Here is a 23,740-nt window from a genome sequence, read left to right on the forward strand (position 1 = left end):
TAGAGAAATATTGCCGTTTTCCAAATAACTTCTTACTAGTCGGCTAACTATCAATCAATTTGGCAGAAAAATTTAAATGAATAAGCTAATTAGGCAGACATCCTATTAAATTAACCGAGTCTAGCCATTATTCATATAACAAAAAGATGTTCTGCAATCACAGGTAAAAACCTAGCTTTCTATGCTCAACTGCAATCGGCACAGACATCATTCAAAAATTGTCCAAATTCAATTTCACTAGCCGAATTTTGTATACTTTAGCAGAGGGGAACACATCTATATGTACCACCACCCGCATTTTTAGCCCGATACATCTGTTTATCTGCACTTCTTAACAGCGTATCAACCGTATCACCATCCTGTGGAAAGAAAGCAATCCCAATACTCGCAGATGTGGTAACAGTGTGGCCTTGAATAATAAAAGGTTGCGTAAGGTTATTTAAGATATTTTCAGCGACATCAACAACAGACTGGTATTGACGAATATTATTCAAAATAATCACAAATTCATCACCTCCAATTCGGCCAACGGTATCGGATTGTCTAACACTTTTCCTAAGCTGTTCACTCACATGAGTTAATAGTAGGTCGCCTGCATGATGTCCATACTCATCGTTGATTGACTTAAAACCATCTAGATCGACAAAAACAACAGCAAATTGGCCAGTATCGCGAGTATGAGACAAAATAGCTTGCTCCAATCGGTCGTCGATTAAGGAACGGTTAGGCAATTGAGTTAAACAATCATGCTTTGCAAAATGAGCCATCTTAGACTCTGCTTCAATACGTCTAGCTATCTCGCAACGTAAATGCCTATTAGCAAGTAATGCGGTTATAACACCTAACACCAAAATAGCGAAAATCATCAAGCCAAATTTAAGCTGTTTTTCATATTCATTGCGGCCAATCTCGATGGTTTGAGAGACCCATTTTTGGTGTATCTGACGCTGGGTTACATTATCAATCCCCGCTAGTACCATGTTAATAAACGGCAGCAATGCTTTTTTACTGCTATGTACACCGATATGACTGCGTTGTTCAGCAAAATCAACCAATATTGACATTTTTAGGCTAGAGTATTTCCCGCCTCGCAAACCACTACTTAGATTAACCACTTTATCAATGAAAACATCAGCATTACCTTGATCAACCGCTTTTAAACCTGCTTGACTATCAGACACCAAAACAAGCTTTAATTGAGGGAACTCTTTTAGCAATTGCCCGACAATATGATAGCCCTCAACTACTGCAACCCTTTGACCACTTAGCTCTTCTAAATCAAATACGTTAAGATAGCTATGGGGCGTTACCAAGCCCCAAGGTGCCGGCCAGTAGGCATCAGAAAAACCAAGCTGGTATTCTCGTTCAGGCGTCTTCGCTACGCTCCCAACCATATCCACTTTGCCGCTAACCAGTCCATCAAGCAAAGACTGCCAATCGTCAAAAACAATGGTTTGTATCGTTAAACCTAGTGCATTAGCAATTATTTTAATCACATCACTATTTATGCCCGCATATTTACCCTCTTCTACAAACTCCATCGGACGCCAATCACGTAAGTAGCCTACTTTTATTGGACCGAGCGCTTCGATTACGCTTTTTTGCTCAGAAGATAAAATCAAATTACCCGTTTTCAAACCGTAGATTCGGTCATTCGGATTAAGCATCCACTTCTGTTCAATCTTGGTCAGTTCCGCAAGTGACAGTTTTTTGAAACCTGAGGCCACTCGCTCTGCAAAACCAACATCTCGGTTACGATTCAATACGTAAAGATCGGTATTAAACTCGAGATCAGGGAACTGAAAAAACAAGTCCCAACTTTGATTAAGTAACAAGTAATGCTGGGTCCAAGCACCAGCGGCAACAAAAGCACTAATATCACCTTTTATCGCTGCATCAATCATGGCGTCAACTGAGGGATAATAACGCAGCTGGCTATCAGGAAGCGCGTCAGCAAGTTCATTTAAATAGGGAGACGTCGGCGCAACCCCAACAACACTGCCTTTTAACTCTGTTAACGAGTGTAATCGGGCTTTGTAAGAAAAAAGCCGGCTTTTAACCTGATATATCGGGTGGGTTCGGTTAAGACCTGATTTCATGGTTGCGCTTTCTGGGTAGCCTAAATGCACATCTGCAACGCCTCGTTGAACATTGTCTAGACTCTGCTGCATATTTGCGGGCAAAAAACGTACGGGCAAACCGGTTTTTTCAGACCATAATTTCCATATATCAACCAGTAAACCATGTGGTAAGTCATCGGCACCTAAATCTGCATAAGGACCAACACCGGACTGCATAGAAATAACAATTTCATTTTGATAACGCTGTTCACCAAGCCATTGATGAATATGACCTTGCATAATATCTGTCGTAATTGCCGCAAAACCTTGAGTAACCTGCTGCGCCAAATTCTGGTTGCCTTTCGCGACCGCTGGGGAGAATGCAAACTGTGCTATCGATTTTCGATTTTCTTTTGGATACTGAATAGAAACCTTATGATTAATCTGACTCTCTCGTAAAAAACCTTCGAGTCCAACAAACACCAGTACTTCTTCATTTATGACTGCTTGCATTAAGTCGGTACGGTTATCGAAATAACTAAAAGCGAGTTTAGGCTCTTGTGCTTTTAATATGTTTATCTGCGCAGCGCCTTTAACGACCCCCACTTTGTAGGGTAATACATCCGATAAGTTATCTAATTGAGGAAGTTGGTAGTTAACATACAAGAAGCTATGAAAACTGAACAATTCAGGCATAAAATCGTAATTCAATTCTCTAGTACTATTTTTTGCCATACCAATATGAACATCGGCAATGCCATTTTCTAAGTTAGCCAAAGATTGAACCCAGTCACTCGGTTTAAATACAACTTGGGTGTTTGTCTGCTTTGCCCATTCAAGCCAAATATCAACTAACAGGCCACTCGGTTGATTATTTTCATCAACAAATTGGAAGGGATAAGTATCGTTACTCATGGCAATAACTAAAGGAGTATTCTGTTGCCACTCTTTAGTTTCTGCCGAAATAGCAAAGAAAGTTGTTACGAAGGCAAACAACAAACAGACGATAGTTTTCAATTACATCCCCAATAGCGTTAATTTATTGTGCGCTTTTTGTTTTATTATTGCTATTAGACAAAATTTTATGAGTAATTTCCAGTACTACTCTTGCTGGTAACTGCCATGTTTAGCTAGAATAAAGTGTTGAACTCCCACAATCTGATCACATGAACTCTTCACAAGACAATCTTTTTGCCAAGCCTTACCAACAAGTCAGCGATTTCCAATTCGATGACAAAGTCGCCGGTGTCTTTAATGACATGATTAGGCGCTCTGTGCCTGGCTATGGACAAATCATTAATACTATTGGTGATCTGGCACAAAAATATGCAGCGCCAAATAGTAAAATATACGATTTAGGTTGCTCCTTAGGCTCGGCAACCCTAAGCATTCGCCGCCGAGTAGAAGGCAGAAATTGCCAAATCGTCGCTATCGATAACAGTGAGTCGATGATTGAGCGCTGCCAAGAAAACCTTTCTGCTTACGTGAGCGAAACCCCAGTGGAGCTTATCTGCGGTGATATTCGCGACATTAAAATCGAAAATGCGTCGATGGTAGTACTTAACTTTACCATGCAGTTTCTTGCACCAAGTGATCGAGAAAGCTTACTTAATAATATCTACCAAGGTCTTATTCCTGGAGGATTATTAATTCTTTCTGAAAAGCTTTATTTTAAAGAAGATAAAATTCAAGCAACATTAGATGACTTGCATCTCGATTTTAAAAGAGCAAATGGTTACAGTGAGTTAGAGATCAGTCAGAAACGCAGTTCATTAGAGAATGTGATGAAACCCGATACACTGATTGAACATGAGAATCGGATCAGATCACAAGGGTTTAGCGAGTTCAGCGTGTGGTTCCAATGTTTTAACTTTGCATCAATGGTGGCAATTAAGTGATTAGTTTTAGCTCGTTTTACAAACATATTTCAGATTCAAGTCTACAACATTGGCTTGAAACGCTGCCTTCAATTCTCGGCCAATGGCAACGTGAACATAAACACGGTTCATTGCCTAAGTGGGAAAAAGTACTTAATAAGCTGCACTATCCAGAAGCTGACATCATCGACTTTAAAACCAGTGTAAAAATTGGTTCAGGGGAGCAACTTAGTGATGGCGAAAGAGAAAAGCTAGAAAACTTATTAGCGATTTTTAAACCTTGGCGTAAAGGCCCTTACTCTTTGCATGGTGTTGAAATCGATACCGAGTGGCGCTCTGATTGGAAATGGGACCGCGTTGTGCCACATATTTCACCATTAGCAAACCGTACCGTTTTAGATGTAGGCTGTGGTAGCGGCTACCATATGTGGCGCATGTTAGGTGAAGGCGCTAAACACGTGGTAGGTATTGACCCATCGCCACTGTTTATGTGCCAATTTGAAGCCGTTAAGCGCTTAGCAGGTAATGAACACCCTATTCACTTCCTGCCACTAGGTATTGAAGAGTTACCGGCACTCGATGCATTTGACACCGTATTTTCAATGGGCGTGTTATATCATCGCCGCTCCCCTATTGATCATATCTATCAGTTAAGAGATCAGCTACGTACTGGCGGAGAATTAGTACTTGAAACGCTAGTGGTAGATGGTGACGAAAACACCGTTTTGGTACCTAAAGATCGCTACGGTAAAATGAATAACGTGTGGTTTTTACCTTCTGTCGATGCGCTAATGCTATGGTTAAAGAAGTGTGATTTCACCGACATACGCTGTGTTGATGTCGATGTAACTTCTCTTGCAGAACAAAGAAGTACACAATGGATGCTAAATGAATCATTAGTTGATTATTTAGACCCTAATGATGTTAGCCTAACAGTAGAAGGCTATCCGGCGCCGAAAAGAGCCACGATCATTGCCACCAAAAATCAACCAAATAAAGATTTAATCTAGCCAATAGTAAATGGGAAGCACTATGTTCAAGCAGATAATTTGTATTGCCGCAATATCAACAGCCCTTGCCGGTTGTGCAACAACTACCGATAAAAATGTACCAATTCCAGTTGATGCGACTGCACTAGAAGCCAGTTTAACCAAGCAAGAAAGTAATATTCTCGGTGCGATTAATACCTGTAATCAAAGCCAAGCTGCCGCTTTTGAAACCTTAACGGCACAAATTGATGAACTTAAAGCTAATGTTGCCCAATTAAATGTCAAAGAAGAAAAGGCCGTCGTGCCCGTTGTCGCTCCAGTGCAATGCCCTCCTTCGCCTAACGGTGACAAGTTTATGCTTGGCGCCATAGAAAATGTCTATGTCGATGAAGTCAAAGCCAGCTTTGAAACCCGAATCGATACTGGTGCAGAGTCATCTTCACTCGACGCCCGTAACATTATTTTATTTGAAAGAGATGGCAGCCAATGGGTTCGATTCGATGTCTTCACCCAAGGCAATAAGCAACCTGCTCAAACATTCGAATCTAAAGTCGAGCGCTTTGTCAGAATTAAGCAAGATGCTGAAGATAAGAGTGACCGTCGTCCAGTCATCCACGCGCATTTAGAGATCGGTCAGTATAAAGCTGAAACCGATTTGAATCTAAGCGACCGTAGCCATTTGGAGTATCCACTGTTACTTGGCCGCAAGTTTATGCAAGACATCGCAGTTGTCGATGTTGGACAAACTTTTATCCATGGCAAAAAACAAGACGCTAAACCGTCTAAAACCAATAAATAGGATAAATGTAAATGCATTCTAGAAAACCCTTTTATATTTTAGTTGCCTTGCTATTTATTGCAGGTATCGCCGCGAGTGTTTACCGCGGAATCGAGCACAGCGTACCTTTTGTTCCAGGAAAACAAGTACAGAGCTGGGCAGTCGACGCCAAGGTGAGCTTTCGTGGCACTGGCGAGCCAGCAGAAGTCTCTTTTTCTTTACCAGAAGATCCTGCTTACGAAATCTTGGTCGAAAATGCCACTTCACCGGGTTATGGTTTAACCATTACTAATAATGCCATTGACCGCCGAGCGATTTGGTCTGTTCGTAGCGCAACTGGCACCCAAGATCTTTATTACAAAGTCACATTGATCCCAACCGGTCAAGACAAGCTTTTAGATCCAAATGAGCCTCAAGCGCCTGCTGCTTATATTTGGCCAGCAACTGAACAAGCGGCTGCTGAACAGGCAATTGAAGAGGTTTGGTCGCGTAGTGCAACTAATCTGTCTTTCGCACAGCAATTAAACAAAGTGTTAAATGCTAACGAGCGCAGCCAGAATATTGAGCTACTGCTAACCAGTAATACACCGACCAAATTATTTATCAGAATGCTGCATAGTAAAGGCATACCCGCTAAAGAAGTCAGCGGTCTTTACTTAGAAGATCAGCGCCGTAGACAGCAACTGTCAAATTTCGTAGAAGTCTATAATGACGGTGAATGGCATCTATTTAACGCAGAAGATGGCAGCCAGGGCCGCCCAGACAATTTATTGTTATGGGACCGTTCTGGTACCTCAGTACTTGATGTAATTGGCGGCGTTAACTCACAAGTTAACTTCTCTATGCTGCAAGATACTCGCTCAGCGCTAGCTACAGCAATTGATGTGATGAAAAACGACAACGCGTTAGATTTCTCGCTTTATCAATTACCACTCGAAGAACAGAGCTTGTTTAAAGGTATTTTGCTGATCCCAATTGGTGTATTGGTCGTGGTCTTCCTGCGAGTACTTATCGGTATCAAGACCTCAGGTACCTTTATGCCAGTCTTGATTGCATTAGCATTCATCCAAACGACCCTATTCACCGGTTTAATTGGTTTCCTTCTAATTGTTGCATTTGGTTTGATGATCCGCTCTTACTTATCAGAGCTTAACTTATTGCTCATATCCAGGATCTCCGCCGTTATTATCGTGGTGATCGGTATTATCGGCTTGTTTACCTTGTTGTCTTACAAGTTTGGCTTAAGCGAAGGCTTAACGATTACTTTCTTCCCGATGATCATCTTAGCGTGGACAATCGAAAGAATGTCTATCCTTTGGGAAGAAGAAGGCCCTAAAGAAGTTATCGTACAAGGTGGCGGCAGCCTATTTGTAGCAACACTTGCTTATTTAGCAATGAGCGCAACTTGGGTACAGCACTGGGTATTTAACTTCCTCGGCATTCACTTAGTCATTTTGGCTCTAGTACTGCTAATGGGTCAATACACAGGATATCGCCTGCTTGAGCTTAAACGCTTTAAGCCACTAGCTGGAGAAAAATAATGTTTCTAGCTAAGCCGTCAGATCTACGCCGAAATGGTGTATTGTGTATGAACAAGCGTAATATCGACTACATTGGTCGATATAACCCACGTAAGTACTACAAACGAGTCGATGATAAGTTAACCACTAAACAATTGGCATTGGCGAATAACATCGCCGTGCCAGACTTAATTGGTACTGTATCTGAACAACACGGAATTGCTGACATTCCAGCCATGGTCAACGACACTGACGGCTTTGTAATTAAACCGTCTAAAGGTTCTGGCGGTAAAGGGATCTTAGTGGTTACCAAAGTTGAAAACGGCCGCTACTACAAACCTAATGGACAAGAAGTTACCCCTTCAGAAGTTGACCGACACGTATCTAACGTATTAAGTGGACTGTTCTCTTTAGGTGGAAAACCTGATGTAGCCATTGTCGAAGGCTTGATTCAGTTTGATCCTGTATTTGATGGCTACTCTTATGAAGGTGTACCAGACATTCGTCTAATCATTTTCAAGGGGTTCCCAATCATGGGCATGTTGCGTCTTTCAACGGCGGCATCTGACGGTAAGGCAAACTTGCACCAAGGGGCTGTAGGTGTCGGAATTGATATTGCAACAGGCAAAGGCCTACATGCAGTGCAATTTGATCAGCCAATAGATTTGCACCCTGATACGCAAAAAGAGCTAATTTCGATACAGGTTCCGCAGTGGGATACCTTATTGCATACAGCCTCAATGGCTTATGAAATGTCAGAACTTGGCTATCTCGGTACCGATATGGTGCTAGATAAAAATAAAGGCCCACTGTTGCTTGAGCTAAATGCCCGTCCAGGTTTAGCGATTCAAATTGCTAATGGTCGCGGTATTTTACCTAACCTTCGTCATGTAGAAAAAATGGGCAACCATAATATGACAGTCGAAGAACGTGTGGCATACGCCAAAATCCATTTCAGTGCCAACAGCTAATCTGCGTCAATGGCTGTTAAAGCCAGCTATCTGGTGTTTATTTTGCTTTAATACGGCAGCTTATGCTGCCGTATCTCCTATCCCACTGTTAGTCGAGCAATGTCTTAATTATCAGTTTCCAACTAAGTCCAATTTAGATAATCAAGCTAACAAGCCTAACGAAAACATTAGTTTTATTATTGAAAACGAAGCCATCGCGCTTGAACGAAACCTCATTGGCTTTTTCAATATCAACGATAGACTCAAGTATTATCGTCATTTTCCACTCACATACGCTGACCGTGAGCGTGTGTTGCAATGTCAGTTATATCTAGCTGACGAGCTAGCGCTATTTTTTAAGTCTGCAGAATTTCAATCCATTCGCTTTAAACTCGCAGCCAGTCAAGACCCCAATATTCAAGCATTAGCAAAACGCATCAATCGTTTAGCTAAAAATACCGAAAAGCCCTACGATAAAGCGCAACTACATACGGCGCAGGCGACTTTTAAGCAAGGTGTGAGTAGCCAGTCATTAAGCCTGAATTTTATTGGCGAGCGTTGTAAATTAGATCAGACTGCAGCGATTACTGAACAAGTAACAACTGAGCAAGTCACACCTCAGCGTAACAAATCCTTTAACGACTCTTTAGCAAGCTATTTAATTAAACAGCCTAATGAGCAGTGCCGAAAACAAGTTTGGCAGGCATATCAAGGGCGCGCTTCGGTAAAGAACCACACCGCACTCATGCAAATCACTGAGTTGCGCCAACAACAAGCCACACAAGCAGGTTTTACTGACTATGTTGATACTATGCTGAGTCAGCAATGGCTAGCAGAGCCGAGCTTAGTCGCCAAATTTTTAGATGCGCAAACTCAAGCTATTAATATCGCCCCTTGGGATCTCGGCCAGTTACTTGCAAAAGCGCAGTCAACAAAAGTCGAGTCATACAGCTCAAAGCTATGGCTACAACAAATAGGTACTGTACTCGAAACGCTTGGGATCCGCTTTTCTGAGGTTAATCCAAAGCTGTATCGTATTTACCATGAAGATCGATTAATTGGTGAGGTTTATGTAAACCTTGGTAAAAGGATTAAGGCGAAAGCGATTCGTCATACCGTGGTTGGCCAGCAGTTTGGTCAATTTGAATTAACCCTTCTCACTGATTTAAACCAATACAAAACCCAAAGTCAGGTAATTAACGTAATTGCGCAAATTGTTAGTCAATTAGCCAGTGGCGATAAGTATTATCTTAATAATACCCTAGGCGAAACTCAGGACAGCGCCCAAATCGACCTGCTTTGGCTGCAAACTTGGCTTAAAGCTAAACTTTTACCTACGCCGACACAGGGTAGCAGAGAGGCAATATTGCAGCGTTATTCAGCGCAGCTACAGGTGTTTCGCGCTAAGGTCGCACTCAATACTTATTTAGCAGCAGACAGCACTAACAAATTCGATTTAAATAAAGCGTTTACGCTCGCATTTGGTAAGAATTGGGATAATATCAGCGACTCAGCTTATAGTTTTAGCGCCATTGTGTACCAAGGGCCAATTTACTACCAAAATATCTGGCAGCAAGCCGTCGCTAACGATATTTACCAGTCGACAAAAGACTGTCAGAATCAAAAACGTGTTTTCAACAACTTAGTGGTTAATGAAACCGCTAGCGATTTAGCAACTCGATTGCAATTATTACTAGGGGAGCCAATAACCAGTGACTCACTCATCAAAAGGACTCAATATGCCTTCAATCATCAAGATCAGCACCCTCGCAGCTGCACTTTTTTGCGCCAATAGTTTTGCCGCCGACCTTGCTGTCACAGAGTCCAATAAGGCTATGGTATATCAAAGAATAAAAGCAAACCTCGAAGAGCATCTATTCGAGCTTCCTCCGCGTATTCAAGGACATTATGGTATACGTCAATATCGAATGACTGGCGATGCAAAATACGCCAATGCTGCACTTGTCGACCTATACGCCGTAACAGAAGCACAGGCTTTTTATGCCTGTAATATTGATAAACCTGGATTTATCTCCGAACAAGCAGAGCAAGCGATTTCAGTGCTAGGCAAAGGTCCACGGGCCAAAGCGCGTAAAAAAGCACTGCAACCGTTTCCTGAGTTTATTTTTTATACCGATGTGTTACTGCGTTATTCTAGTCGAATCAATGAGTTCGGGTTTACAGGTCCGTGCCATGATAAATTGACGGCATCGCTTAAAAAAGCCGATTTAAAAACCGGACTAACCGACAAAGCGATGATAAAAAGTTGGGCTGCTCAACTCATTAATTATGTGTACTGGGCAAAACAAATTGGTGTGGGTGATTACCTAGCAGATTATAAACAAGCCTTTATCGAAGTTTATCCTGATAGCCAAGATAAACAGCTAGATAAAAAGCAATACCGAAATAAGCTTTATGGCATGACACACTTTATTTTTGCTGCCAGTGAATATTACCAACATAGTGTTAATGCACAGGAATTTGCTTGGATATTAGACCATTTTGAGCACAATATTGACCGTATCCTAGAAGATGCAACTGACGATATTATTGCTGAAGTTGGCATTAGCTTCTTACTTGCAGGTAAAGCTGAACACCCGGTAGTAAAAAAGACTCAGCAGCATATTCTCAATGCTTTTGATACCAAAGAGCAGATAATTCCTTCTCCTCGTGGCAAGCCTGATCTGGTGATGGGAGAGCACCGAAATGTTTTGGCTATGATGCTACTTGATTGGCCTGAGAACTTACACAAAGGCCCTTACTTATCTGAATTGAAGGCCACTAAAAAGTATCTTCCAAAGCAAGTGACGCCAATTAAACAATAAACAACAGCGTTAAGGGACTAAACAGCGTCCCTTAACGCTTCTTCAATGCAGCTTAGCAAGCTTATCCACTAACACTTCTCGCTTAAACGGTTTAGGTAAGTAGTCATCCATCCCTGAATCAAAACACTTTTGAATATCATCATCCAAAATTGATGCCGTTAAGGCGATAATTTTTACCCGTTGTGCATCTTCTTGTTGCTCAAATAGCCGTATCGCCCTTGTCGCTTCAAACCCATCCATAATGGGCATCATACAGTCCATTAAAATGACCGAAAAGTTGCCAATGTTACGCTTATAATGCTCTAGCGCTTCTTTACCGTCATTAGCAATAAGGTAAGGTAAATCCAATTTATTCAAGTTAATTGAAACAACTTGTTGATTAACTTTATTGTCTTCTACCACCAGCACCATTCTTTTGTTATTTTTGGCTTTTCCTGGAGTCGGAGCAAAAATTTCCTTCTGCAGATAGCGATGGCTTATAGACTTAATCAAAGTGTCTAAACGAACACCTAACAAGGGTAAAGTAATATAACCCGCAACGAGATCGCCAAAGTCTTCATGCTTAGCGTTATTCTGCCTTGCAATAAGCAACGGACTACCTGAGAATTCAGCCGCAATTCTTGCCAGTACTGCTTTAGAAGATACATCCTCAATGTTGAGAACAATCACGCTTGACTGCTTGAGTAAAGGAATAACCTCCTCAACCTTGTGCGTTTTATCAAGTTGATAATTTAGGCTTTTAATGTTTTGCACCAACAAAGGATTGTGCTGAGTTGCACAATAAATCAAATGCTGATGTGATTTTTCATCAATGCGTGGCTTTTTTTGTTTACTGAAAACCAATGAAAAATAAAATTCACTGCCCATATTCTTAGTCGAGTTAATGACAATTTTACCTCCCATCATACTGACTATTTTTGCAGAAATAGATAAGCCTAGGCCTGTGCCACCATATTCAACTGATGTATTGCTTTCAGCTTGCTGAAACTCCTCGAAAATTCGCTCATGTTTGCTGCTATCGATACCACACCCTGTATCTTTAACCGAAAATAACAAACAAATATCCTTGTCCGTCTCCGCTTCAATAACTAACTGAAAAGACACAGAGCCGGACTCGGTAAACTTTATTGCGTTAGAGGCTAAATTCATTAGCACCTGACGTAACTTTTGTTCATCGGCTTTTATATAAGTAGGAATATCTTGCGCCATAGTGATCCGTAGAGCGATATTTTTTTGCTGTGCTTTAGGCGCAATCAGTGCTGCTGTATCATAAATGACTTCTTTGATACTGCAGGTATGGGGGCAGATCTCCAGATGACCAGATTCTATTTTGGAAAGGTCCAAAATATCATTGATTAACATAAGCAATGTCTGCGAAGAAGAGTTTATTGTCGCTAAGTAGTCTTTTTGAATAGCCGAAAGGTTTGAATCAGTTAAGATCTCGGTCATGCCGATAATCCCGTTCAACGGCGTTCTTATTTCATGGGACATATTGGCTAAAAATGAGCTTTTGGCTCTATTGGCTTGCGCCTCTTTTTGCCTTGCAAAAATAAGACCTCGTTCCATTCGAGTAATGCTGTGAAAAATATAGTAAAGGATAAAAATTATTGATAATACTAATAATAATTCAATCACAGAACGATTGCGTGTAAGTACGCTAATTCGCTTTTCAACCTGCTGTGGAATTTGGTTAAACAGATTATCCAGACTTGCTTCAACACTATGGACATTTGCTCTAAGCGCACCATGGTAACCTAAGGATTCTGAGTAACCTTTACTTTCTTGCGCCTGCTGTAACTGAAAAAATGCACGTTCAAAAGCGATAAATGCTTCTAATAGCGGCTGCTTTGATTGCTCTTTTGTCCCAATTTCATCTTCAATCAAATTAAACTGTAGTTTTATATCACTTAACAAAAGTGGGTTATAGCTTTCAAAAAAGTTAAAAACCGTCGCTTGTACATTGATTATCATTGTCAATAATTCTGTATCTTGCAGCTCATTGGTAAGTAACTGGAGAGCTTTAGAACTATTTTCGAAATACTGTAGGTAGCCTTGCTGACCAGCAATCCCTTTTATTCTATATATTTCTTGGACAAGCAAAAAGAATGTCTGTTGATATGCTCTAAGGTTAGCGATTGCCTTTTGATTATCATAACTAACAGCTAACTCGCTTCTCGCTAACTGCAAACTAATACGAGTTAATTGCTGTTCTAATTCAGCGCGAAGGGTTACTACCTGAAGTTGATACTTTTGCTCTACTCGGCTAATAAAGTCTTTCTCATTACGCCTTATCATTAATAAGGTATTTGCCGCTACGACCACCTCGTTCTCTAGTGTTAATAGGCTTGTTCTTGTTTTAGATACGTATTGCGCCATTGCAATATTAATAATCAATAAAATGATGATAGCTATGCTACCTGCTAGCAAGTATTGCTTTATTGACCAACTTCCTTGTTTAGACATATGCGCCCCTTAAGAGTATGCATATAAACAATAGGTCAAATAAGCGGCTTCCACCAAGTTAGCGCTAAGAATATACACTGAAGCAGTGACTAATAGTAAGAAAGAGACGAAAAGTAGCGCTATAGGCTAAAATATCAGGGGGTTGCTTATAGAATTGCGAGAATCAGTAACAGTATACATAACAGCCGTTATACCTGTTCGACTCAAATAGACAGCAATTAAACTTTTATATCGATTATGCTACCTAGCATATCATAGGAGGTCTGTATGACCTCTGCAGAGGCTTGAGCATTGATACTCGCTTGAGCGACATCGACTAATGCTTGGGTAGTATCTTCTGCTGCGACCACACTTGTTCCTGCAACTGACTGGCTTGCACCAGCTATATCAATTGTGGCTTGGGTTAAATCAGTCTGTGCAGCCTGAAAGCCATTCATTCCCGAAATAATACTTGGTGGTATTTGCATAATGTCATCCAACAACCAAACTTAATTAGCTCGATTATCATACAGGAATGATACAAAGTATAGCGTTTTAAAAACTCGTATATATGAATACACTAACTACAATTAACTTGTGATAACAACTAGATAAACTGCAGCTCAAAAATACGCCTATCAATAGCCTTTATCGAAATTAAATGTTAGCCTTTTTGATTACAATAAATCTTCACAAATCCGCTTAGGGGAAGTCTAAATGAATAAAACTAGAATACTGGTTGTAGATGATGATCCTTTTTGCTCAAGCCTTTTGCTGTCAATATTAGGTGATGAATACCAAGTCACAACCGTAAACTCTGGGTTTGATGTTGTCGATATTACCAGTGTACAAAGCCCTGATTTTATATTTTTAGATATTATGATGCCGGGCAAAAACGGCTATCAAGTATTGAAAGATTTAAAAGACGATCCATCGACACAAGCTATTCCAGTGATCATTGTCAGTGCCCTCTCAGAAGAGTCTGATGAGAATTTAGCATTAAGGCTAGGCGCCAATGGCTATATATCCAAACCTATTAGCCCTACAGAAGTGTTTGTCATGTTAAAAAAACATCTGCAATAGTCAAACAATCACCACTCATAAGTTGGTGGTGCTATGATGATGTTATTCGTTAGTACTGTGTACCTGATTAATGGTGAATACCGCTAGCAAAAAAATAATTGTCGCAAGATTGGCAGTGTAACTTTATCGGCCAGGGCTGGATCCCCACTAATGTCAGTATGGTGAGCCCCACTGGATAACCAACAATGTTGGGCAAAAAGCGAAATATCACTGTCACTTTTTCACTATTACGATGCTTACATTGGCAACAAAGATGTTGCTCCATCTGTTTACGTAAAGACACCATCCTTTGCTCCGTTATTTACTCTGTTGTAATTCACTATTTTAAGTCCCTGCATGTGCTATCAGCGAAGATCACCCCATCATTAATGATAAAAACAAGGCTAGCCCCTTAATACTGCTCAAACTAAAGGTCACAAGCCCCGTATATTTCAACTTTGGAAACAGCGATTTACAGATAATGCGTTTGTCTTGATATATACCTATACTATTAACCGGAAACAGCAATGCTTTAACCTGATAGCGTTCTTCTGCAAGGGTAATAGTGTAACTTTTATAGGGTTGCCACAAAAACTTTTCCAGTATGACTCGCTCCCCCTCTAGCACCTTAAGTTTACCCGATAAGCCACTATAGTTGACAGTTATTGAATGGCCATCAAACTCTAACCGTTTCTTATTTTTAAACATTTCACTGCATTCCTGCTGCTCTACCCAAGATAAAGCAAGTGCTTTACTGGTACCTGTATATCTGAATTAGTACATTTGAGTAGTAATGTGTTTGAAGCGGGTACTAATTAACACGTTTAGACTATAGCTTTTAAAAACCAAAGCAATCGCAAATAATTCATCTATAAGCTTACTGCAGATCACTTATTAGCATAAGCTCCCTGCTCTACTACAGTTATAAAGCGAATAGACCACACTACCAGCCACTTTCCCAGTCTTTCCATACAGGATTCAATCCGCGTTCAAGCATGGCTTTAGCCACAAGTTGCGGTGAACGCTCATCGCTTATCTCAAATTGATCCAGTTCAGTATTAGGCTCGACATAACCACCGGGCTGAGTTGAGCTCCCTGCACTCACATTGGTCACACCCAGTGCAAACAAGTTGTTTCTAAGCTCAGGAGTTTCACGAGTTGATAAGCTAATCTCAAGCTGTTGATTAAACAACCTAAAGGCGCAGATCATCTGCACTAAGCCCTTATCGGTAAGTTCTACTTTGGGGGCAACGCCACCGGTGCAAGGTCTTAATCTTGGTAAAGAAATACTGTAACGACTGCGCCAATAGGTTTTCTCAAGGTAATCTAAATGATGCCCCATTAATAGCGCGTCAAGCCGCCAATCATCTAAACCGAGTAACACCCCTAAACCAATTTTATCAACACCGGCTCGCGCCACTCTATCGGGTGATTCAAGTCGATAAGCAAAGTCGCTCTTCTTACCCCGAGTATGATGCTCCGCATAAGTCACAGGGTTATAGGTTTCTTGATATAGCATCACCGCATCAAGCCCTTCTGTAACCAACTCCCGGTAGTCTTGCTCTTCTAGCGGCTGCACTTCCATAGCCACGTAGCTAAAATGCTGACGCACCACAGGCAACATTTGCTTAAAGTATGGCACGCCAACTTTAGTTTCATGCTCACCGGACACCAGTAAGATAGAGTCATAGCCCATGGCTTTTATCGGACGGATCTCATCAGTGATCTCTGCTTTAGAAAGGGTTTTACGCTTTATCTTATTGCTCATGGTAAAGCCGCAATAATCACATTCGTTAGCACAAAGATTGGATAGATACAGCGGAATATACATGCCAATGCTAGCACCAAAGCGCTGACGAGTGAGCGCCACCGCTTGCTGCGCCATCTGTTCAAGATACGGCTCAGCGGCAGGTGATAACAATGCCAGTAAGCTATCGAGGTTAGCCGCAGGATTTTGCAATGCACGCTCAACATCGCAAGCTGTTTGCGAGTAAAGCTTAAGCGTTAAATCAGCACGAGACAGCTTTTTAAACACATCCACAAAGCTTGTTTGTTGATGGCTAGTTTGTGAGTAGCTGATTTGTGAGTCGCTGGTTTGCGGACGACTCGTTTCTGCGTTGCTCGAGTGCCGCTCATCACTTGGGTGATTAAATGCCGCTTGCTGCGTTAAATTAGTCATTTAAAAAACCTGTTAATGGGCTCGTATGCTGCGCTTGCTGACTCACGGCTCCTAAACCAGCAAGGTATGCCTGCCTCCCCGTATCAACGGCTTGTGCAAAACAGCGCCCCATAGTCACAGGCTCAGCACTGCTAGCAATGGCGGTATTAACGAGCACAGCATCAGCGCCGAGCTCCATAGCATGAGTCGCTTGTGAAGGCGCGCCAATTCCTGCATCAACAATGACAGGTACATTTGCCTGCTCGATGATGATTTTTAAAAAGGTTTCTGTCGCCAAGCCCTGATTGGAGCCAATTGGGCTACCTAATGGCATGACTGCGGCGCAGCCGACTTCTTCAAGTCTACGGCACAATACCGGATCGGCGTGCACATAGGGCAATACCGTAAAACCTTGTTCACATAAGATCTTGGCCGCCGCTAACGTCTCGATAGGATCTGGCATCAGGTACTTAGGGTCTGGGTGTATTTCTAGTTTCACCCAATCAGTCCCGAGCATTTCACGAGCCAAGTGCGCAGCAAAAACGGCTTCTTTTACGTTACGCGCGCCGGCAGTGTTAGGCAGTAATTTAACGCCACTATCACGTAGGGGCTGCAATATGTTGTCACTACCGGTATTAAGATCAAGCCTTTTTACCGCTAGAGTGACTAGCTGTGATTTTGACGCCGCTATTGCCGCTAGCATGGTCTGCGGCGCGGCGAACTTACCTGTTCCGGTAAACAGTCTTGATTCAAATTGATAATCGCCAATTTTTAGCATGTTAACCTCCTGCTACCACAGAAAAAATCTCAAACTTATCACCCGTGAGGCAAGGTTCTGCCTGCCAACGAGCACGAGGCAATACTTCACTGTTAATCGCAACGGCGATCGCGCTAATATCCACGCCTCGCAGTTCTGTATACCTTTCAAGCACACTTTGCACAGTGGAATCAGCCGCTATCAGCTTACTTTCATCATTGATACTCACTGCAATGAAGTCTTTACCTTTATACATAATGTTTCTCCGTAAACGGATCGGGTGCTACTTGCTGTTGACGACAAATCTTACACTCAGGATTACGGGGTAAACGGGCTTCTCGCCAGCTAAACTGATTACCATCAAAACGATACAGTTTACCGATCAGTGCTTTATTACCCATTATCAATTGCAAAGCCATCAAGGCCTGCATCGATGCCAAAGTACCGACCATAGGTCCCAATACCCCCACTGTTTGACAGCTCTGATTAACTCGCATGTCAGCTGGAAACAAACAGTGATAACAGCCTGATTGTGGACTTACATGTTGATCAATACTGAGTAATTGTCCTTGGAAGTGGGCAGCAGATGCTGACACTAGACCAATTTGCTGCTTAATCGCTAACTGATTAATAAAATGCCTAGTCGCGAAGTTATCACTGCAATCGAGCAACAAATCAATCTCAGCACTATTTAGCACTGACTCAGCATTGTTGTGGTTTAAATGTTCAGTTACAGCGGAAACGCCCGTTTGCTTATAAGCTCGGCGGAGTTTTGTTTTAGCCACTAAGGCTTTATATAGACCTAAGTCACTATCATCAAACAACAGCTGGCGTGGTAAATTGGACACTTCCACCGTATCACCGTCCACCAGTGTTAGATGACCAATACCTGCAGCCGCAAGGTATTGCGCTACGAGATGACCTAGGCCGCCAATGCCAATAATGACGACCTTTGCATCAGCAAAGGTTTGCTGACCCGCCTCACCAACTTCAGGCAATAAGATTTGCCGTGAGTAACGGATAAACTCTTTATCAGTTAGTGGCATCTCTACAACTCCCACCAGGTTTGCTGCAACGCAGTAAAGGCGGCAGCGGGATCATCAGCCTCAGTGACGGCACGCACCACGGCAACGTCATCCACGCCCGTTGCTTTAAGGCTATTGACACATGCAGCATCAATACCGCCTATCGCGACTATCGGTAGCTCCCCTTTCATTAACGACACATAGCGGGCTAATTTATTCAGTCCCTGTGGCTTTGAAGGCATAACCTTAGTGGTTGTCGGAAAAATATGACCGAACGCGATATAAGAAGGCTTATGTTGTTTAGCCAGCAATATTTCAAAATAGCTATGGCTAGATAGCCCAAGCGCCAGCTTGGCAGCGCGCAGCTGTTCTAGGTTGCTAGCAATAAGGTCTTCTTGTCCTAAATGCACCCCATAAGCTTGATGTTTAATCGCCAATTGCCAATGATCATTGATAAATACTCGCGCCTTGTAATCACGGCCAAGTGAAATAGCCTGAATAATGCTGCGCTCAAGCGTTACATCAGTAGGATCTTTTACCCTTAACTGGATTGTTTTAGCACCCGCTTTAAGTAAGGTTTCGAGCATTTCAACATCTGCAACCACAGGGTAAAGCCCCAAGGACTCTTCAATCTGCTTGAAACTGGCTTGCTCATGCCTATAAGTTTTAAGCGGCATAGGCTCTATTTCGTTGGTCGTCACAAGCTTGATGTATGGAAAATCAACTAACTCCTTCGGCCAAGCCGTTCTTGCCAAGCAGCCGGGGCCTTGACCTATCTGATAGCTGGCCTTAAGCCCCGAATTTACATAAGCCTTAGCCACAACCACCGCATCATTAAGCACAAAGCCATGAGCCATTACCGCTGCGATAGCAGACGATAATGTGCAGCCTGTACCATGATTATTATTTGTATCAATTCGATTACTCGATAGCCAAAATCTCTGCCACTGGTGCTTATCAGAGATCCCATCAACATCGGTGCATACCAGTAAATCGTTAGCTTGCTGCTGACACCAAGCAGGCCCATTATCACCGCCTTTTGCTAACACTGAAGTATTTAAGGTTTCAGATAGCTTTTGGGCAGCAGCAATACATGCATCAACACTTGTAAGCTCAGTGGCTGCAAGCACAGCCAATTCACTCACATTCGGCGTGATTAAGGTTAATAACCCTTTAAACGGCGTAAAGTCTAAGCCGCCACCATTTGCTAGGGCATCACCGCAAGTAGCCACCATCACAGGATCGAGAATCACAGGCACGTTTTTGCCTGATTGCAACCAACAAGCTTGCTGCTCTGTTAACCATTTAGCTAGCAGCTCTATTTGAGCCTGATCGGCCAGCAAGCCTATTTTTATCGCCGCTGGCGGTAAATCACTCGCTAAAGTATCAAGCTGAGACTGCAACATTTTGCTTGATACAGACTCAACCAACGCCACAGTAACCGAGCTTTGCGCGGTTACTGCGGTGATCACACTGCAAGCGTGGGCCTCAAGATCTGACATGGTTGCCAGATCAGCTTGAATACCCGCACCACCGCCACTATCTGAGCCCGCTATAGTCCATACAATAGGACGATTCACAGATAACGCATCTGGATTTGCCATGATTAGTCCTCTAGTGCTACATCAGGCTGTTTATTACTTGCCTCATGGTAAAGCTCTGCACCTTTCGCCTTAAACTCGGCCGACATTTGCGCCATACCTTGCGCTCGTTCAACCGCCAGTTTTGTCGCCTCAGCTTCACTGCTGTTGTAAGACTCATATTCTGCGGCAGATTTAATATCAATATTTTTGGCTGCAGCTTCACGCTCTTGCGCCGCGGCATAATCACGTACTTCTTGAGTGATCTTCATTGAACAGAACTTAGGGCCACACATAGAGCAAAAGTGTGCGACTTTAGCTGACTCTTGCGGCAAAGATTCATCATGATAAGCGCGGGCGGTTTCAGGATCTAAACCTAGGTTGTATTGGTCCTCCCAGCGGAACTCGAAGCGCGCTTTTGATAAGGCATTGTCACGAATTTGCGCACTAGGATGCCCTTTCGCCACATCACCAGCATGCGCGGCAATCTTATAGGCTATTAGCCCTTGTTTAACATCTTCTTTGTTTGGCAGGCCTAAATGCTCTTTAGGCGTGACATAACACAGCATGGCGCAGCCATACCAAGCAATCATTGCAGCGCCAATACCAGAGGTAAAATGATCGTAGCCCGGCGCAATATCAGTAGTTTGTGGGCCTAAGGTATAGAACGGCGCCTCATCACACACCTCTAATTGCTTATCCATGTTCTCTTTAATCAGATTCATCGGGATATGACCCGGACCTTCAATAATGGTCTGCACGCCATATTCCCAAGCAATTTTCACCAGCTCGCCTAAGGTTTCTAGCTCAGAGAATTGCGCTTCATCATTGGCATCGGCAATTGAGCCGGGACGCATTCCATCGCCTAATGACAGCGACACATCATAAGCTGCGCAGATCTCACAAATTTCTCTAAAGTGTTCATAAAGGAAATTTTCTTTATGGTGCGATAAACACCACTTCGCCATAATCGAGCCACCGCGAGAAACAATGCCGGTCAAGCGTTTAGCCGTCATCGGCACATAGCGCAGTAATACGCCGGCATGAATAGTAAAATAATCCACCCCCTGCTCTGCTTGCTCGATTAACGTATCGCGGAAAGTTTCCCAGTTAAGATCCTCAGCAACGCCATTAACTTTCTCTAACGCTTGATAAATAGGTACCGTGCCGATTGGCACTGGCGAGTTACGGATAATCCATTCACGAGTTTCATGAATATAACGCCCCGTCGACAAGTCCATTACCGTATCGGCGCCCCAACGGGTTGACCAAACTAGCTTCTCAACTTCCTCTTCAATTGAGGAGGTCACCGCAGAATTACCAATATTGGCGTTAACCTTGACTAAGAAGTTACGACCAATAATCATCGGCTCTGCTTCAGGGTGATTAATGTTCAGTGGGATAATTGCGCGGCCACGGGCAATTTCTTGCCTAACAAATTCTGGGGTAATTGGCTCACCAATTGCTGCGCCAAAGCTTTCACCCTTATCTTTTTGGGTCAAAATGGGATCGGTCACTTCCGCTTTTGCCATATTTTCACGTATGGCAATGTACTCCATCTCAGGGGTAATAATACCTTGGCGAGCGTAATGTAATTGCGTAACACGTTTACCTGTTTTGGCGCGGCGTGGTGGTAATAAAGACTCGAAACGTAGATGATCTAAACCATCATCGGCAAGGCGCTGTTGGGTAAAACCCGAACTGGCACCCGCTAGCTGCTCAGTATCACCACGTTCTTCAATCCAGTTTTCACGAAACTTCTCAAGACCTTTGCGCACATCTATTTCGGCATCAGGATCTGAGTAAGCACCCGCACAGTCATACACTTTTAATGGCGGATTAGCTTCAAATACGGGGTTTTGTTCGTCACCACCAATTAAGGTATCAGCTTGATGAATTTGGCGCATACCCACTTTAAGATCGGCACGGCTACCTTCAAGGTAAACTTTCTCAGAATTTGGGTGCTGTAGCGGTTTTAGGTTATCAATAAATTGTTGAGCTTGAGCTCGGGTTTCGCGACGATTTGACATTAGCAAACTCACTTTATAAAAAAGAAATGAAGTTGCTTGTCAGGAGAAATTGAGAATGTGAAAAGTTGAACATATAACTAGGGTAAATTCTAGTTACACGTAACCACCGAAATGCTGCTTTGGCGCTCATTTAAAAGTCATTTTATGCAGTTATTTCGCTTGTTTCCTTCGCAGGTTCTAGCCTGATCAGGTTCAACGGATCCCGAATTAACGGTCTCAGCCATATGGCACTCCGACAAGATGAGCTGGCAGTATAGACCTATCCGTAGGTGAGATACAAGGGCTTAAAAAGTAATTAGACCAGACGTTAAAGACTTAACTAGAAAAATATAAGCAACTGATATTTATTAACTTTTAACATCTGCTTTATAGGAGACGGTCATCACCTTGAGTTTTTATCAAACAAATTTTTATTATTATTTCCCCAGCATACGCTTTTCTAGTCGAGCAGCGATAGCCTCATTAATTGCTTTTTTAACCTTGTCTCCACCACAATTGAAAGGGTAACCGATAGTCTCGGCATAAGGGTTAATTTGGTCGCCAATTTTAACGATGCGATAGCAAGTATCGCCTTTTCTAACGATGCGATTAGGATCCAGTACATGATCGGTGGTGACCACCTTACTGTACTTATCTATCTCCGGAAAAATGAGTTCCTGCATTTCGCCATCCATCTCACTTAACGAGCGTTTTTGGCTATAGTTAGCCGCGCTACTTACGACCAGTTCATCAAGTTTATTCGCCCGCTGTTTCGCAAGGTAAGATTGGGTAAAGCGCTTTGCTGAAGTACCTTTGGATGTATTAGCACTCGGGGTCGATAATGCAGTTGTCACTTTAGCTTTATCATCAATTTCCTGTGATAAGTCAGTTTTGGGCGCAGACTTAATTTGTTTACTAGGCTCTTGAACTTCTGTGTGCTTAATCCTTGCCGTATCCTGATTATTAACAGCGAGCTTATCATCAGGCTTATCCTTTAATGGCGTTGCTGCACTTGGCTTACTCTCTAATCGGCTCTCTAACAAAGGCTCAGCTTTTGGCGCTTGGTATAAGTAAGATTGGATTGTAGTCTCGGCCAGTTTATTAACGGTTACAGTAGGTCTAACCCAAAAGTAGTTGACCGCAACAATGACAGCAACATGCACTAAAAGCACGCTAATAATCAGCACTGAAAATGGTGATAATCGAGATCTTGCTATATACGATTTAGATAACACATTGGTTGCGGTATTATCTCGCATTATTGGTGTAACAGGGTTTTGTAATATAACGCTATTGTTAACTGAGGAACGACCGTGGCGGCTATCCTCAGTCTGTCTATCGATGTTTAGAGGCTGAATAAAATAAGCGCTGGGTTCTAGAACACCTTCAGCGCCATAAAATACCGTTATCAACCTATCATCTAAGCAAGTATCAGTCGCTGAGTATGCCGTAAAATGTCTTTTGTCATCGACGCTAGCGTCAACCTTAGCATTGAAATCCTTTTTGACGGTTATTTGCTTCATGCAGTTAACTTGATCCTATTTGAACTATTATCCCTATTCAGCTGTAATTTAGAGCAAGCTTAATGAAATTAGTTCAACATTGATTCTACCGACTAAAGCCAACACAAAATGACTAAAAGTCGCCAATAATAACAGCATTAACACCAACCAATTTAAGCGTACACGTGTTAGCTAAACCTGTGGCT

20 protein-coding genes and 1 riboswitch are annotated in these 23,740 nt (G+C 42.4%); of the genes, 8 read left to right on the top strand and 12 right to left on the bottom strand.

Features of this window, described 5'->3' with window-relative positions:
- Positions 1-257: 257 nt before the first annotated feature.
- Complete coding sequence (locus tag L2748_RS10625) at positions 258-3,077, bottom strand: diguanylate cyclase domain-containing protein (RefSeq protein WP_246616274.1); 2,820 nt, start codon at positions 3,075-3,077, stop codon at positions 258-260.
- 149 nt (positions 3,078-3,226) lie between these two features.
- On the opposite strand from L2748_RS10625, the gene cmoA reads away from it, so the two are divergent.
- The 7 genes from cmoA to L2748_RS10660 are packed head-to-tail and all read left to right on the top strand — an operon-like array spanning position 3,227 to position 10,999.
- The gene (gene cmoA / locus L2748_RS10630) at positions 3,227-3,958 is read left to right on the top strand and encodes a carboxy-S-adenosyl-L-methionine synthase CmoA (protein ID WP_248957698.1); all 732 of its coding nucleotides are present in this window, start codon (positions 3,227-3,229) and stop codon (positions 3,956-3,958) included.
- Positions 3,955-4,947, top strand: a complete 993-nt coding sequence (cmoB, locus tag L2748_RS10635) for a tRNA 5-methoxyuridine(34)/uridine 5-oxyacetic acid(34) synthase CmoB (protein WP_220780686.1) — start codon at positions 3,955-3,957, stop codon at positions 4,945-4,947. Before cmoA ends, cmoB begins: the two co-directional genes overlap by 4 nt.
- A 22-nt stretch (positions 4,948-4,969) precedes the next feature.
- On the top strand, positions 4,970-5,725 hold the full coding sequence (locus L2748_RS10640; RefSeq protein WP_220780687.1) for an ATP-dependent zinc protease family protein: 756 nt from the start codon (positions 4,970-4,972) through the stop codon (positions 5,723-5,725).
- An 11-nt stretch (positions 5,726-5,736) separates the two neighbouring features.
- Positions 5,737-7,245: a UUP1 family membrane protein gene (locus L2748_RS10645; protein ID WP_220780688.1), complete on the top strand. Its 1,509-nt coding sequence runs from the start codon at positions 5,737-5,739 to the stop codon at positions 7,243-7,245.
- The gene (locus L2748_RS10650) at positions 7,245-8,195 is read left to right on the top strand and encodes an alpha-L-glutamate ligase-like protein (RefSeq protein ID WP_220780689.1); all 951 of its coding nucleotides are present in this window, start codon (positions 7,245-7,247) and stop codon (positions 8,193-8,195) included. The genes L2748_RS10645 and L2748_RS10650 overlap by 1 nt, the downstream gene beginning before the upstream one ends.
- Positions 8,155-9,969 (top strand): M3 family metallopeptidase, encoded by a 1,815-nt coding sequence (locus L2748_RS10655; RefSeq protein ID WP_246616128.1) that lies wholly within the window; start codon positions 8,155-8,157, stop codon positions 9,967-9,969. The genes L2748_RS10650 and L2748_RS10655 overlap by 41 nt, the downstream gene beginning before the upstream one ends.
- Positions 9,970-10,009: 40 nt before the next feature.
- Complete coding sequence (locus tag L2748_RS10660) at positions 10,010-10,999, top strand: DUF3541 domain-containing protein (protein WP_373317195.1); 990 nt, start codon at positions 10,010-10,012, stop codon at positions 10,997-10,999.
- 42 nt (positions 11,000-11,041) lie between these two features.
- On the opposite strand, the gene L2748_RS10665 is transcribed toward L2748_RS10660, so the two are convergent.
- Both L2748_RS10665 and L2748_RS10670 read right to left on the bottom strand, forming a co-directional pair.
- Positions 11,042-13,462, bottom strand: coding sequence for a hybrid sensor histidine kinase/response regulator (locus L2748_RS10665; protein ID WP_248957699.1), 2,421 nt, complete (start codon positions 13,460-13,462; stop codon positions 11,042-11,044).
- A 218-nt stretch (positions 13,463-13,680) separates the two neighbouring features.
- The gene (locus L2748_RS10670) at positions 13,681-13,929 is read right to left on the bottom strand and encodes a chemotaxis protein (protein WP_220780692.1); all 249 of its coding nucleotides are present in this window, start codon (positions 13,927-13,929) and stop codon (positions 13,681-13,683) included.
- A gap of 229 nt (positions 13,930-14,158) precedes the next feature.
- Here L2748_RS10670 and L2748_RS10675 point away from each other — a divergent pair, with 229 nt between their 5' ends.
- Positions 14,159-14,524: a response regulator gene (locus L2748_RS10675; RefSeq protein ID WP_220780693.1), complete on the top strand. Its 366-nt coding sequence runs from the start codon at positions 14,159-14,161 to the stop codon at positions 14,522-14,524.
- A gap of 67 nt (positions 14,525-14,591) precedes the next feature.
- On the opposite strand, the gene L2748_RS10680 is transcribed toward L2748_RS10675, so the two are convergent.
- The 9 genes from L2748_RS10680 to L2748_RS10720 form a co-directional block, all read right to left on the bottom strand.
- A complete protein-coding gene (locus L2748_RS10680) occupies positions 14,592-14,810 on the bottom strand; it encodes a hypothetical protein (RefSeq protein WP_220780694.1) in 219 nt (72 codons plus the stop codon).
- A gap of 68 nt (positions 14,811-14,878) precedes the next feature.
- Positions 14,879-15,211: a hypothetical protein gene (locus L2748_RS10685; protein ID WP_220780695.1), complete on the bottom strand. Its 333-nt coding sequence runs from the start codon at positions 15,209-15,211 to the stop codon at positions 14,879-14,881.
- A 235-nt stretch (positions 15,212-15,446) separates the two neighbouring features.
- Positions 15,447-16,682 (bottom strand): 2-iminoacetate synthase ThiH, encoded by a 1,236-nt coding sequence (thiH, locus tag L2748_RS10690; protein WP_220780696.1) that lies wholly within the window; start codon positions 16,680-16,682, stop codon positions 15,447-15,449.
- Entirely contained in the window at positions 16,675-17,439 is a 765-nt protein-coding gene (locus tag L2748_RS10695; protein ID WP_220780697.1) for a thiazole synthase, read from the bottom strand. Before L2748_RS10695 ends, thiH begins: the two co-directional genes overlap by 8 nt.
- Position 17,440: 1 nt before the next feature.
- Positions 17,441-17,674, bottom strand: a complete 234-nt coding sequence (gene thiS / locus L2748_RS10700) for a sulfur carrier protein ThiS (protein WP_220780698.1) — start codon at positions 17,672-17,674, stop codon at positions 17,441-17,443.
- Positions 17,667-18,464 (bottom strand): HesA/MoeB/ThiF family protein, encoded by a 798-nt coding sequence (locus L2748_RS10705; RefSeq protein WP_220780699.1) that lies wholly within the window; start codon positions 18,462-18,464, stop codon positions 17,667-17,669. Before L2748_RS10705 ends, thiS begins: the two co-directional genes overlap by 8 nt.
- Before the next feature lie 2 nt (positions 18,465-18,466).
- Positions 18,467-20,047 (bottom strand): thiamine phosphate synthase, encoded by a 1,581-nt coding sequence (thiE, locus tag L2748_RS10710; RefSeq protein ID WP_220780700.1) that lies wholly within the window; start codon positions 20,045-20,047, stop codon positions 18,467-18,469.
- 2 nt (positions 20,048-20,049) lie between these two features.
- Entirely contained in the window at positions 20,050-22,053 is a 2,004-nt protein-coding gene (gene thiC, locus L2748_RS10715; protein WP_220780701.1) for a phosphomethylpyrimidine synthase ThiC, read from the bottom strand.
- 146 nt (positions 22,054-22,199) lie between these two features.
- A riboswitch (TPP riboswitch) is annotated at positions 22,200-22,298 on the bottom strand.
- Positions 22,299-22,469: 171 nt separating this feature from the next.
- Entirely contained in the window at positions 22,470-23,555 is a 1,086-nt protein-coding gene (locus L2748_RS10720) for a hypothetical protein (protein ID WP_220780702.1), read from the bottom strand.
- Positions 23,556-23,740 lie beyond the last annotated feature (185 nt).

The sequence above is a fragment of the Shewanella sairae genome, from assembly GCF_023283535.1.
In the GTDB taxonomy this organism is placed as follows: Bacteria; Pseudomonadota; Gammaproteobacteria; order Enterobacterales; family Shewanellaceae; genus Shewanella; species Shewanella sairae.

Coding starts and splice junctions, on each gene's coding strand:
- cmoA (WP_248957698.1), top strand. CDS start 3,227: ATGAACTCTTCACAAGACAATCTTTTTGCCAAGCCTTACCAACAAGTC.
- L2748_RS10640 (WP_220780687.1), top strand. CDS start 4,970: ATGTTCAAGCAGATAATTTGTATTGCCGCAATATCAACAGCCCTTGCC.
- L2748_RS10645 (WP_220780688.1), top strand. CDS start 5,737: ATGCATTCTAGAAAACCCTTTTATATTTTAGTTGCCTTGCTATTTATT.
- L2748_RS10650 (WP_220780689.1), top strand. CDS start 7,245: ATGTTTCTAGCTAAGCCGTCAGATCTACGCCGAAATGGTGTATTGTGT.
- L2748_RS10660 (WP_373317195.1), top strand. CDS start 10,010: ATGGTATATCAAAGAATAAAAGCAAACCTCGAAGAGCATCTATTCGAG.
- L2748_RS10665 (WP_248957699.1), bottom strand. CDS start 13,462: ATGTCTAAACAAGGAAGTTGGTCAATAAAGCAATACTTGCTAGCAGGT.
- L2748_RS10670 (WP_220780692.1), bottom strand. CDS start 13,929: ATGCAAATACCACCAAGTATTATTTCGGGAATGAATGGCTTTCAGGCT.
- L2748_RS10675 (WP_220780693.1), top strand. CDS start 14,159: ATGAATAAAACTAGAATACTGGTTGTAGATGATGATCCTTTTTGCTCA.
- L2748_RS10680 (WP_220780694.1), bottom strand. CDS start 14,810: ATGGTGTCTTTACGTAAACAGATGGAGCAACATCTTTGTTGCCAATGT.
- L2748_RS10685 (WP_220780695.1), bottom strand. CDS start 15,211: ATGTTTAAAAATAAGAAACGGTTAGAGTTTGATGGCCATTCAATAACT.
- thiH (WP_220780696.1), bottom strand. CDS start 16,682: ATGACTAATTTAACGCAGCAAGCGGCATTTAATCACCCAAGTGATGAG.
- L2748_RS10695 (WP_220780697.1), bottom strand. CDS start 17,439: ATGCTAAAAATTGGCGATTATCAATTTGAATCAAGACTGTTTACCGGA.
- thiS (WP_220780698.1), bottom strand. CDS start 17,674: ATGTATAAAGGTAAAGACTTCATTGCAGTGAGTATCAATGATGAAAGT.
- L2748_RS10705 (WP_220780699.1), bottom strand. CDS start 18,464: ATGCCACTAACTGATAAAGAGTTTATCCGTTACTCACGGCAAATCTTA.
- thiE (WP_220780700.1), bottom strand. CDS start 20,047: ATGGCAAATCCAGATGCGTTATCTGTGAATCGTCCTATTGTATGGACT.
- thiC (WP_220780701.1), bottom strand. CDS start 22,053: ATGTCAAATCGTCGCGAAACCCGAGCTCAAGCTCAACAATTTATTGAT.
- L2748_RS10720 (WP_220780702.1), bottom strand. CDS start 23,555: ATGAAGCAAATAACCGTCAAAAAGGATTTCAATGCTAAGGTTGACGCT.